Below are 12,220 nucleotides of genomic sequence, written 5' to 3' on the forward strand. Positions count from 1 at the left end.
TCAATTTTTCACTTAATGGTCGCGGATGCGCACCGGCATGTTCATGGCACTGCCCAGGCGCTCGAGCCTGCGGCGCACGCTCTCGCCCTGCACCACATCGCGCCCCGGCGCGAAATGCAGCGACAGCGTGCCACCCGCCATTTCCAGCCGCGTGCCATCGAGCAGGGCCTCCGTGCCGCCACTCACCGTATAGGCCAGCCGCAATGCCTGCCCCAGCACCACGGCATGGGCAAACTGCGCGGGGTCAAGCAACTGGCGCGAGGGTTGCAGATACGCCACCGACAGGTCGGCCCCGTAGCGCACCGCCAGCGTAAGCGACAGGAAAGCCCGCGCCTGATGCGTAAAGCCCACCCCCTGCAGGCGCAGGATGCGCAGATAGGTCTGCTCGGCCCGGTATTCGGGGTGGTCATGCGCGCCCACATCCGACAGCCAGCACGCCACCGCGCGCAGGCGGCCTGCCACGGGGTCTTCATCGGGGAAGAGCGGCGCCGTCCAGTCCGCCAGGCGCTCGGGCAGCTGCATGCTGCGGCCAAGCATGCAGCACATTTCGCGGGCCACGGCATCCTGCGGGTCGTTATCGGCAACACTTGCGGCCACATTGCGCATGTACCACCCCTCGCGCAGGCCATCGACACAGAAGACCAGCCCGTTGGGCTGCGCATGCCGCATGAGCCTGCGCAGCACGGTGGCGGCAAAGGGCGCATCATCAAGCCGCTTGCGCGGCACGCCGGGCAGGCGCTCGATCGAGCGTTTGCTGGCGCCCAGGATCCAGTCCGTCATCTCGCGCGCGGTATCGGGCGCAAGCTGGTACAGGTGCACGATATTGAGCGGATAGGCCGTGCGCGCGATCTGCAGGCGGGCAAGTGCGCGAAAGGCGCCACCCACCAGGTACAGGTCCTGCCCGCGCACACCCTCCAGCCAGTCCACGCGGGCCAGGTCCTCATCCACCAGCGCGCGTGCGCGGGCCAGGTCGCCACCGGCGCGGTCATTGAGCCGGATCACGCCCAGCGGCAGGGTGCAGGCATCGCGCTTGCGCCCGTTCTCGATGCGGATCAGTTCAAGCGAGCCACCGCCAATATCAGCCACCAGCCCGTTGGCATCGGGGATGCCGCACAGCACGCCGGTGGCGGAATAATCGGCCTCCTCCTCCCCGCTCAGTATGCGGATCGGCACGCCGGGCAGGCGCGATTTCAGCCCCGCCACGAATTCCGGCCCGTTGGTGGCATCGCGCACCGCCGCCGTGGCCAGAACCTCGAAGGGGCTTGCCTCCATGCCGCGCGCAATGGCGTTGAAGCGGGCCATGACCTCCATGGCCAGCGGCACAGCCTCCTCGTTCAGCCGGCCCGTGGCGTTGAGCCCCCGGCCCAGCCTGAGCACCACCTTCTCGTTGAAAATGGGCGCGGGATTGCGCGAAATGCCGTCAAACACCACAAGGCGCACGGAATTCGAACCCAGATCAATGACCGCCGAACGGCGAAACCCGCCAGCCCCCGTCACATCGCGCCCCATATGCTGCCAGCGCGTCCTGCCTTGAGCCTGCCCATGCCGTAATCCTCAGTCCTCAATAATCTGTTCCGCATGCCACGGCTGCGATGCGCTGACCCGGATCGGGGCTTCTGGCGCGCCACGCACCGGATAGCCCGGATGCTCCATGAAATACTCATGCGATGAAAAGGGCCTGCGCCCCGGCTCCAGCCGCCGCCAGACCCCGTTACGCTGTAGAATCCACGACTGCAGGTTGTCTTTGAGATCGATCATCATGATCTGGTCAAGCACGCGGGCATGAATCTGCGGGTCAAGCATCGGCACCATGCTTTCCACCCGCCAGTCCATGTTGCGCTGCATCCAGTCCGCCGAGGAGATATACAGCTTCGCCTGCTTTGACGGCAGGCGGTGCCCGTCTCCAAACGCATAGATGCGCGCGTGCTCAAGGAAGCGCCCCACGATGGACTTGACCTTGATGTTCTCCGAAAGGCCGGGAACACTGGGGCGCAGGCAGCAGATGCCGCGCACCACGGCCACGATGCGCACCCCCGCGCAGGACGCGGCATACAGCCGGTCGATCAGGTCGGGATCGACCAGCGAGTTCATCTTGAGCCAGATCTGCCCCGGCCTGCCGGCCTGCACATGCGCGATCTCGCCTGCAATCAGCTCTTCAAGCGTGCTGCGGATGGTCACGGGCGAGAACGCGATCGCCTCCATCTTGGCAGGCATGGCGTAGCCGGTCATGTAGTTGAACAGCCGCGCCGAATCACGCGCAAGCTCGGGGTTGCACGTAAAGAACGACAGGTCGGTATAGATCCGCGCCGTAATGGGGTGGTAGTTGCCCGTGCCAAAATGCGCATACGAGCGCAGGCCATTGCCCTCGCGCCGCACCACGAGGCTGAGCTTGGCGTGGGTCTTGAGGTCGGAGAAGCCAAAGACCACCTGCACGCCAGCCGCCTCGAGCGCGCGGGCGAGGCGGATGTTCGCCTCCTCGTCAAAGCGGGCGCGCAGTTCCACCATGGCGGTGACCGCCTTGCCCGCTTCCGCCGCCTCGATCAGTGCCTTCACGATCGGGCTGTCGCGCGATGTGCGGTACAGCGTCTGCTTGATCGCCACCACGGCGGGGTCGAGCGCTGCCTGCCGCAGGAACTGCACCACCACGTCAAAACTTTCAAACGGGTGATGCACGATCATGTCGCGCGCACGGATGGCGGCGAAGCAGTCGCCCCCGCAATCGACGATCCGCTCGGGGAAGCGCGGCGTATAGGGCGGGAACAAAAGGTCGGGCCGGTCATCGACGATCAGCTGCTTGAGGTCCACCACCCCGATCAGCCCGGACTGCACGAACACTTCATCCGGCGGGGGGGCCAGGCCGTCGGCCATGGAGCGGGCCAGGTCCTCGGGCATGCGCGATTCGATATCGAGGTGAATCACCACGCCACGCCTGCGGCGCTTGAGCGCGCTCTCATAGGAGCGGACGAGATCCTCCGCCTCGTCCTCGAACTCCACATCCGTGTCGCGCACCACGCGCATCACGCCCCAGTCGCCCGCCACGAGGCCAGGGAACAGGCGGTCGATGCACATCACGATCAGGCGCTCAAGCAGGATGAAGCGCGTGACGCCGGGCGGCGAAAGGGCGGCCGGCAGGCGGATGAAACGCTCGATGCGCGCGGGCAGCAGGATCAGCGCCTCCATCACGAACTGCCCGGTCTCGGCGTTCATCAGCCGCAGCGCCTGGGCTATGCCCATGTTCGGGATGAAGGGCAGCGGATGGGCGGGGTCGATGGCCAGCGGCGTGAGCACGGGGAAGACGCGCTCCATGAAGCAGCTATCCAGCCACTCCTGCTCCTCCGCGGTGAAGGAGACCTCATCGCACACCACCACGCCAGCGCCCTCGAGCTCGCGCTGCAGGTCGCGCCAGATGCGCTGCTGCTCCTGCAACAGCCGCCCCGTGCGCTCGCGCACGGCGGAAAGCTGCTGCTGGGGTGTCAGCCCGTCGGGCGAGGTCTTGACCAGCCCCTCGCGCACCTGTCCCACAAGCCCCGCCACGCGCACGGAATAGAATTCATCAAGGTTGGAGGCGCTGATCGACAGGAAGCGCACGCGCTCGAGCAGCGGGTTGCGGGGGTTGTCGGCCTCATCGACCACGCGCTGGTTGAAGTCGAGCCAGGATAGTTCACGGTTGATGAAGCGTGCGGGTGATGTGGCGTCGATCAGGGTTTCAGGCGCCTCGCGCAGGGCAACCTGCCGCCCTGCCGCCCTGGCGGTAGTGGCGCGGCTGCGCGCGCGGGGCGCCGGTTTTGCGCCCGTGGCAGGCTTGCGTGGCGTTCTGGCCAATGGATTCGCGCTCCCGTTCGGCGGTGGCATTGCTTGTTGCAAGTGATTCTAGACGACAGAGCGCCCTCTTGGCCAGCGCCAAGCCCCTGCGTGTCCCCCGCAGCCTTCAGAGCCAGCATCCTGAAGTACGGGATGGCGCTGTTTTCAAAACGCTTCGCTAAAACGCCGCCTTTTTTAAAACAGGCGGCGCCCAAAAACTTTTATTCTGAAAGGGATGCCTGCCAACATGCTTCAGGCTGTAAAGCCCATGAATTTTTTATGACACGTGCAAACCGCCGTTTTTCTGGTCCGAAGGCACCAGCGGCGGCTCGGCTGGCAACAGGTCGGCCAGAGCGCGTGCGGCCAGGGCGCGGGTGACCGGGCGGCCCGAGGCAAGGGCTGCATGGTCCAGCCGGTTCGCGGCCTCCTGCACGGCCAGCGCCGTGCGGGGCAGGCGGCGCAGCAGCCACTCCACCACCGGCTGCGCCACCACGATCTGGCGCTCGGCCAGCAGGCGCAGCAAAAGCACGCGCAACAGCCCGTCGCCCGGCTGGCCGATGGCCACCGCCATGGTCGCGCGCAGCCTGCTGGCCAGGTCCGGCAGGGCCACCGCCCAGCGCGCGGGCGGCGTGCGCGCGCCAAGCAGCAGCACCATGCCATGCTCGCGCGCGGCATTGATCAGGTGCAAAAGCGCGCGCTCATCGGCGCATTCATCGGCGCTGTCGAGCGCAATGGCCATGAGCGGCACCCGCGTGCCACAGGCCGGGAACAGGGCCGCCACATGCGCGTGCGACAGGCTGGCCCCATGCAGCAGCCGCGCGCCATGGCGGTGCGCCCAGATTTCAAGCAGGTGGGTCTTGCCGGTGCCTGCCGCCCCCCACAGCGCCAGCCTGCGCTCGGGCCATGGCGTGGGGCCGAGAAGCCAGCTACGGGCCGCGGCGTTGGAGGCGGCAAAAACGAAATCGGCAGCACGGAAACGCGGCGTGTGGGCAAACGGCAACACCATCTGGCCGATCACCCCGGCAGGCGTGTTTTCATCCGTTTTCAGCTTCGTATGCTCAACCACCGCTTTGTGCGCAGCCCCACCATGACGTAAAGAAAGCCGGAAGTCCGTTTGAACCCGGCTCCAAGGGCGGTTTTCATAGCCTGCGCGAGGGAGTCCGGGAAAGTGATAGTTTGCTTGTGAAAAAGGCCTGCTGCATGACGTCCGCCCCCCGCCCGACCACACCTGCCCCCGACAACGCGCCAAGCGCCACCTACCGCGATGCCGGGGTGGATATCGCGGCGGGCGACGCCCTTGTCGAGGTCATCAAGCCTGCGGCCAAGGCCACGGACCGCCCCGGCACCATGGGCGGGCTTGGCGGATTCGGCGCGCTGTTTGACCTGAAAGCCGCCGGTTTTTCCGATCCCATTCTCGTTTCATGCACCGATGGCGTGGGCACCAAGCTCATGATCGCCATCGAGAGCGGGCTGCATGAAACCGTGGGTATCGACCTCGTGGCCATGTGCGTGAACGACCTTGTGGTGCAGGGCGCAACGCCGCTGTTCTTCCTCGACTACTTCGCCACCGGCAAGCTTGCGGTGGAGGATGCCGCCAAGGTGGTGCGCGGCATAGCCAAAGGCTGCGCCGAATCGGGCTGCGCGCTGGTGGGCGGCGAAACCGCCGAGATGCCGGGCATGTACGGCCCCGGCCATTACGACCTGGCCGGTTTTTCGGTCGGTGCAGCCGAGCGCACGGCGCTGCTGCCCGGCGATATCCGCCCCGGTGACACGCTGATCGCCCTGCCTTCGGCGGGCGTGCATTCCAACGGGTTCTCGCTGGTACGCAACATCGTCAAACGCAGCGGGCTGGGCTGGGATGCCCCCTGCCCGTTTGCCGATGGCCAGACACTGGGCGAGGCGCTGATGACGCCCACCACGCTGTACGTGCGCCCCGTGCTCGACCTGCACCACGCGGGCCTGCTTGTGGGCGCTGCCCACATTACCGGCGGCGGCCTGCCGGGCAACCTGCCGCGCGTGCTGCCCAAGGGCGTGCGCGCCGTGCTGGATGGCACGTCGTGGCCGGTGCCGCCGGTCTTCCCGTGGCTGGCCAGCATTGGCAATGTCACCACCGAGGAAATGCTGCGCGTGTTCAACTGCGGCGTGGGCATGGTGCTGGTGGTGCGCGATGCCGATGCCGCCATGGCGAAGCTGGCCGGGCGCGGGCAGCAGGCCTTCATCATCGGCACCATAACCCAGGGCGAAAGCCCGGACAGCCCCGCCACGCTGACCTTTGATGAACTGCCCGAACTGCGTGACTGACCCGGCCCCGATGCAAAAGACTCCCATCGCCATCCTCATCAGCGGGCGTGGCAGCAACATGCGCGCGCTGATCGAAGCCTGCGCACGGCCTGACTACCCCGCCCGCATTGCCCTGGTGCTGAGCAACAACCCCGACGCGCCGGGGCTGGACGTGGCGCGTTCCGCAGGACTTGCAGCGCAGGCCATCGATCACCGCGCCTACCCCCGCGACCGCGAAGGCCATGAGAGGGCACTCGATGCCACGCTGCGCGCGGCGGGCGTGCAATATATCTGCCTTGCGGGCTATATGCGCCTGCTCACGCCCTTCCTGACTACGGCATGGAAGGGGCGGATGCTCAACATCCACCCCAGCCTGCTACCTGCCTTTCCCGGCCTGCACACGCATGAGCGCGCGCTCGAAAACGGCACCCGCATCCATGGCTGCACCGTGCACTGGGTGACCGAGGGCATGGATGAAGGCCCGGTGATCGGCCAGGCCGCCATACCCGTGCTGGATGGCGACACGCCGGACACACTGGCCGCCCGCGTGCTGGTGCAGGAACACAGGCTCTACCCCGCCGCCCTGCGCCGCGTGCTGGCCCCGGCCACGACACCCGTGCCTGACGCGGCTGACAGCCTGCTGGCAGTTTAAACAGGCTTCCGGGCGCTGCCTTTTTCATCAAGGCAGCGCCCTGTCGAAGCTTTTTGAAAAAAGCTTCACCAAAAACTTCTTCTCTTCTGCCTTTATCAGGGTCGGGCATCTGCGCGGCCTGCGCTGCGCTTTCCGCTTTTCAATACTATTAGGTGCGATAAAATATTCAGGCACCCGTCAGCCCGCAGGCATAAAAAAAGCCGACCCGAAGGTCGGCTTTTCCGCAACCGGGGCATCACACCCCGGCCCTGTCTGATCCGGAAGGATCAGGGCAGGATCTCGGTGCCGGCGAAGAAGAAGGAGATCTCGTTCTTCGCGTTCTCGAGGCTGTCCGAGCCGTGCACGGAGTTGGCTTCGATGCTCTCGGCAAACTGGGCGCGGATGGTGTGGGCTTCGGCCTTCTTGGGGTCGGTCGCACCCATCACTTCGCGGTTCTTCAGCACGGCGTTCTCGCCTTCAAGCACCTGCACCACGACCGGGCCGGAGATCATGAAGGACACGAGGTCGTTGTAGAACGGGCGCTCCTTGTGCACTTCATAGAACGCGCCAGCGGTCGCCTTGGTCAGCTGGATGCGCTTCTGGGCAACGATGCGCAGGCCATTGCCTTCGAACACGGCGTTGATCTTGCCGGTCAGGTTACGGCGGGTCGCATCGGGCTTGATGATGGAGAGGGTACGTTCGACTGCCATGGGACAGCTCCTTTCAACAGGTTGCAAAATATACGAGGCGGCATTGGACATAAGCCGACATCACCTTACAACCGCCATCTAGAGCATATCGCCGCAGACTGGTAGGTACAAACCCGCACGAAACCAGCCATGCCCCCTTTATTGCCGGAGTTTTCCGCCCGTGAGCCTACTCGTCATATCTGACCTGACCCTGCGCATTGCAGGGCGCACCCTGCTCGATGGCGCGAGCCTGAGCATCGACCCCGGCCGCAAGATCGGCCTCGTGGGCCGCAACGGGGCGGGCAAGTCCACGCTGCTTGCTGCCATTGCAGGCGATATCGCGCCCGATGGCGGCACCATCAACCTTTCCGCCCGCGCGCGCATGGCCCGCATCAAGCAGGAAGCCCCCACCGGCTATGGCTCCCTGCTCGATACCGTGCTGGCGGGCGATACCGAGCGCACGGGCCTGCTGGCCGAATCCGAAACCTGCACCGACCCCGCCCGCATTGCCGATATCCACGAGCGCCTGCTGGCCATCGATGCCCACAGCGCGCCCGCCCGCGCCGCCGCCATCCTGTCCGGCCTCGGCTTTGACGCCAGCGCCCAGGCGCGCCCGGTATCCGACTTTTCGGGCGGGTGGCGCATGCGCGTGGCACTCGCCACGGCGCTGTTCCTCAACCCCGACCTGCTTCTGCTCGATGAGCCGACCAACCACCTCGACCTCGAGGCCACGATCTGGCTCGAGAACTGGCTGGCCCGCTTTGGCGGCGCTGCGCTGATTGTCAGCCACGACCGGGGCCTGCTTGACCGCGCGGTGGATGCCATCGCCCATCTTGATCGCGGCAAGCTCACGCTCACGCCCGGCGGGTATGAGGAGTTCGTGCGCATCCGCACAGAGCAGGCGCTGCAACAGGCCCGCATGGCCGAGCGCATCAACGCCAAGCGCGCGCACATGCAGTCCTTTGTTGACCGTTTCCGCGCCAAGGCAACCAAGGCCAAGCAGGCGCAGGCCCGCATCAAGGCGCTGGAAAAACTGCCCCAGATCGATAGCGTGGTAGAGGATACGCCCAGCCACTTCTCCTTCCCCGAGCCATCCCCCCTGCCCCCGCCCATGCTGACCATGGAGCGCGTAAGTGCGGGGTATGGCGATCACACCATCCTGTCCAACCTGTCGCTGCGCATCGACATGGAGGACCGCATCGCCCTGCTTGGCGCGAACGGCAACGGCAAATCCACCTTCGCCAAGCTAGTGGCGGGCAGGCTGGCGCCCCAGTCGGGCACGATCCAGCACAGCCCCAAACTCAAGGTGGGCTATTTTGCCCAGCATCAGGCCGAGGAACTGCGGCCCGATGAAACGCCGGTCGAGCACATGGCCCGTGCCCTGCCCGAGGCCACGCCACCTGCCGTGCGCGCGCAGCTTGCCCGCTTCGGGCTGGATGCGGAGCGGGCCGAGACACCCACGCGCGACCTGTCAGGCGGCGAGAAGGCCCGCCTGCTGCTGGCCCTGGCCACGCGCGATGCCCCGCACCTGCTGATTCTGGATGAACCGACCAACCACCTTGACCTTGATGCCCGCGATGCGCTGATCCGGGCGCTAGCGGAATTCGAGGGCGCGGTACTGCTGATCAGCCATGACCCGCATCTGGTTGAACTCGTGGCCGACCGACTGTGGCTGGTGGGCGATGGCACGGTGCGCCCGTTTGAGGGCGACATGGCGGAATACCGCGTGTGGCTGACCGAACGCGCCCGCGCGGTAGCCGCCAGCAACCCCGACCGCCCCGCCGCCGCCCCCAAGCGCGATGACCGCCGCGAACGCGCCGAGGCCCGCAAGGCCACAGCCCCCCTGCGCAAGCGCATCCGCGATGCCGAGCAGCTTATGGCGAAACTGGTGGCCGAACGCGCAAAGCTCGAAGCCCGCCTGGCCGACCCGAAACTGTATGAAACCGGCAAGCCCGAGGAAGTCACGGCACTCAACACCCGCCTTGCCGCCATTGCACGCGAACATGACCGGGCGGAGGAAGACTGGCTGGAAGCCGAAACCGAGCTTGAAGCCGCGAATGCGGACTAGAGCAGATCCAGTTTGAATGGACACATTCGAACTGCTGGAGATGCTCGATAAACAATGAGTTAGAGCAATTCCACTGAGCCAGAGTTCAGTGGAATTGCTCTAGAAACGACTGAAGTAATAAAAGTTTTTGGGTATCCTCTTTTTTTCAAAAAGGGGGCGTTAAACGAAGCTTTTTGAAAAAAGCTTCACCAGAAACTTTTATCATTTGCCGCCAGCTTTCCCGGAACCGGCCAGCCCGATCAGGAAGATCCCCAGCCCCGCCGCCGAGAGGCAGGCCCCGGCCCACCCCACGGACTGCGCGCCATAACCCGCCGCAATCACCGCCCCACCCAGCCATGCCCCGAAGGCGTTGGCGATGTTGACGGCGCAGTGGTTGAGGGTTGCCGCCAGACCCTGCGCCTCGGCTGCCACGTCCATCAGCCGGGTCTGGAGTGCGGGCAGCAGGGCGATGATGCAGCCGGTCAGGCCAATGACCGGCAGGATCAGCCAGACATTCCCCGCGCACAGCGCAAACAGGCATGACATGAGCGTGCTCGCCACCAGGGTTACGATGATGGCCAGCACCGGGCTCACATCAACCAGCCGCGCGCCCGCCATGTTGCCCGCCACCATGCCCAGCCCCCACAGCATCTGGGCTACCGGCAGCACATCGGCGGATACCCCGGTAACCCCCAGCAGCACGGTGGAAAGATAGGTGCCGACACAGAACATGCCCCCAAACCCGACCGCGCCCGTAGCCAGCGTCAGCCAGACCTGCGGGCTCCCGAGCGCGCCAAGCTCGCGCCGCACGGAAGGCGCATGGGCGGGGTCAACCGGCACCTGCGGCAAGCTGCGCGCCATCAGCCCGAAGGCGATGAGGCCCATGAGCGTGACCAGCCCGTAAACCGCGCGCCAGCCCAGTGCTTCACCCACCCACGTTACCAGCGGCACGCCCACCACATGCGCGATGGTAAGGCCCGAAAACACGCCCGCCACGGCCCGCCCCCGGCGTGCGGGTGGCACCATGGCCGCCGCCACCAGCGCCGCCACGGCGTAAAAGGCGCCATGCGGCACCCCGGTCAGAAAACGCAAGGTAACCAGCGTGCCGTAACCGGGGGCCAGGGCGCACCCGGCATTGCCCGCCACGAACACCGCCTGCAACACCAGCAGCAGCCTGCGCCGGGGCATGCGGGCGGCCAACAGGGTTACAAGCGGCGCGCCCACCACCACGCCCAGCGCATAGGCGCTGATGACATGCCCCGCTACCGGCACGCCCACGCCAAGCGAGCGCGCCACGCCCGGCAGCAACGCCATGAGCGCGAACTCACCCGTGCCGATGGCAAAGGTGGCGACCGCCAGCGCGCCCCAGGCCGCCCATACCCGACCCGCCGGAAAGGGGGCCATGTCTGCTTCACTCACATATCCGCCCTTTCCCGATGGCGAAGATTGGCTTACCGCTTGCACATCAATGCAGCATTAACCCATCAGGGCCATATCACTTTACCAGACCATCCGTGGCCTAATTTCACCCTCCGGCAATCCGGCCGCCCCACCCTGCGTTATCCGGGTTCACGCCACGGGCACGCCATTCCCGTTTTCACACATTCCATGCCCAGCATACGGACCCATAGATGACAGCCTCCCCCCCCACGGCTCCCTCTTCCAACGAACCCGATTCCAGGCCTGCCCATCACAAGGATGACATAACCGATCCCCGCGCCATCCAGCTCGCACGCATCTATGCCCTGCTGCGGCTGACGCTGATCGTGACCATCGTGGTCATGCTGATCTGGGTCGTGGGCGATGTGCTGATGGTCATCTTTGCCGCGACCCTGGTGGCCGTGATCCTGCATAACCTTGCCGCGCTTGTTGAACGGCGCACGCGCATGCCTTACTGGCTGGCGCTCTCCACCGTGGTGGTGGTGCTGATCGGGGCCCTGACCGGCCTGATCTGGAGCAGCGGCCCCGAAATATCGGAGCAGGCGGTCAAGCTGCGCACCGCCCTGAGCGAGCAGGCCCACAACCTGCGTGACAGCATGGGCCATTCCTCCACCGGGCGGATGATCCTTGATAACCTGCCCACCACCCTTGGCGGCAATGAACAGACTTCAGGCAATGCCGGGTTCGGCTCCATCGCGGGGTCGATGACGGGCTTTGTCTCCTCGGCCTTTGGCGCGGCGGGCACGCTGGCCGTGATCCTGATCGCGGGGCTGTATTTCGCCATCTCGCCCGAAATCTATGTCAACGGCATGCTGCGGCTGATCCCCCACCCCTACCGCAAGACATCGCGCAAGCTGCTGCTGACCGCGGGCCGCACGCTGTGGGCGTGGACTGCAGGGCAGGCGCTGGACATGACCGTGGTTGGGCTGCTGTCCTTCATCGGGCTGTGGTGCATTGGCGTGCCGCTGGCCCTGGCCTTGGGCGTGGTGGCGGGCATGGCCAATTTCATTCCCTATATTGGGGCCTTCGTGGGTGCCATACCCGCGGTCCTCATCGGGCTGTCGCAGGGCACGCGCGAGGGGGTGATGGTGCTGGGACTTTACGCCGCCATCCAGTTCTTTGAAGGCAATGTTATGGCGCCGCTCATCCAGCGCCACGCGGTCAAGATGCCACCGGGGCTGACCATCCTGTCACAGACGATCTTTGGCACCATCCTCGGCATTCCGGGGCTGATCCTGGCATCCCCCCTCACCGCCGCCCTGCTCGCCACCATGGACAAGGCCACGCCAAAACTGGATGACGACGAGCGGGTATAGCCACCTACAGGCCAGA

At 65.8% G+C, this 12,220-nt stretch carries 9 protein-coding genes; 4 read left to right on the forward strand and 5 right to left on the reverse strand.

The window, feature by feature from the left end:
- Window positions 1–12: 12 nt before the first annotated feature.
- The 3 genes from DV027_RS00305 to DV027_RS00315 form a co-directional block, all read right to left on the reverse strand.
- Window positions 13–1,509, reverse strand: a complete 1,497-nt coding sequence (locus tag DV027_RS00305; protein WP_130730009.1) for a Ppx/GppA family phosphatase — start codon at window positions 1,507–1,509, stop codon at window positions 13–15.
- A 45-nt stretch (window positions 1,510–1,554) separates the two neighbouring features.
- Complete coding sequence (locus tag DV027_RS00310) at window positions 1,555–3,852, reverse strand: RNA degradosome polyphosphate kinase (RefSeq protein WP_130730010.1); 2,298 nt, start codon at window positions 3,850–3,852, stop codon at window positions 1,555–1,557.
- Between the two features lie 226 nt (window positions 3,853–4,078).
- A complete protein-coding gene (locus tag DV027_RS00315; protein ID WP_130730011.1) occupies window positions 4,079–4,867 on the reverse strand; it encodes a P-loop NTPase family protein in 789 nt (262 codons plus the stop codon).
- Window positions 4,868–5,001: 134 nt separating this feature from the next.
- On the opposite strand from DV027_RS00315, the gene purM reads away from it, so the two are divergent.
- Together purM and purN are read left to right on the forward strand one after the other, a co-directional pair.
- Window positions 5,002–6,102: a phosphoribosylformylglycinamidine cyclo-ligase gene (gene purM, locus DV027_RS00320; protein WP_130730012.1), complete on the forward strand. Its 1,101-nt coding sequence runs from the start codon at window positions 5,002–5,004 to the stop codon at window positions 6,100–6,102.
- A gap of 10 nt (window positions 6,103–6,112) precedes the next feature.
- Complete coding sequence (purN, locus tag DV027_RS00325) at window positions 6,113–6,733, forward strand: phosphoribosylglycinamide formyltransferase (protein WP_130730013.1); 621 nt, start codon at window positions 6,113–6,115, stop codon at window positions 6,731–6,733.
- Window positions 6,734–6,999: 266 nt separating this feature from the next.
- On the opposite strand, the gene ndk is transcribed toward purN, so the two are convergent.
- Window positions 7,000–7,422 (reverse strand): nucleoside-diphosphate kinase, encoded by a 423-nt coding sequence (gene ndk / locus DV027_RS00330; RefSeq protein WP_010514331.1) that lies wholly within the window; start codon window positions 7,420–7,422, stop codon window positions 7,000–7,002.
- 160 nt (window positions 7,423–7,582) lie between these two features.
- On the opposite strand from ndk, the gene DV027_RS00335 reads away from it, so the two are divergent.
- The gene (locus tag DV027_RS00335) at window positions 7,583–9,469 is read left to right on the forward strand and encodes an ABC-F family ATP-binding cassette domain-containing protein (RefSeq protein ID WP_130730014.1); all 1,887 of its coding nucleotides are present in this window, start codon (window positions 7,583–7,585) and stop codon (window positions 9,467–9,469) included.
- 201 nt (window positions 9,470–9,670) lie between these two features.
- Here the strand turns inward: DV027_RS00335 and DV027_RS00340 are convergent, their stop codons facing one another.
- Window positions 9,671–10,867, reverse strand: a complete 1,197-nt coding sequence (locus DV027_RS00340) for an MFS transporter (RefSeq protein WP_242621669.1) — start codon at window positions 10,865–10,867, stop codon at window positions 9,671–9,673.
- 212 nt (window positions 10,868–11,079) lie between these two features.
- On the opposite strand from DV027_RS00340, the gene DV027_RS00345 reads away from it, so the two are divergent.
- A complete protein-coding gene (locus DV027_RS00345; RefSeq protein WP_130730015.1) occupies window positions 11,080–12,204 on the forward strand; it encodes an AI-2E family transporter in 1,125 nt (374 codons plus the stop codon).
- The last annotated feature ends 16 nt before the right edge of the window (window positions 12,205–12,220 follow it).

The organism is Komagataeibacter xylinus, assembly GCF_004302915.1.
Classification (GTDB): domain Bacteria; phylum Pseudomonadota; class Alphaproteobacteria; order Acetobacterales; family Acetobacteraceae; genus Komagataeibacter; species Komagataeibacter xylinus_C.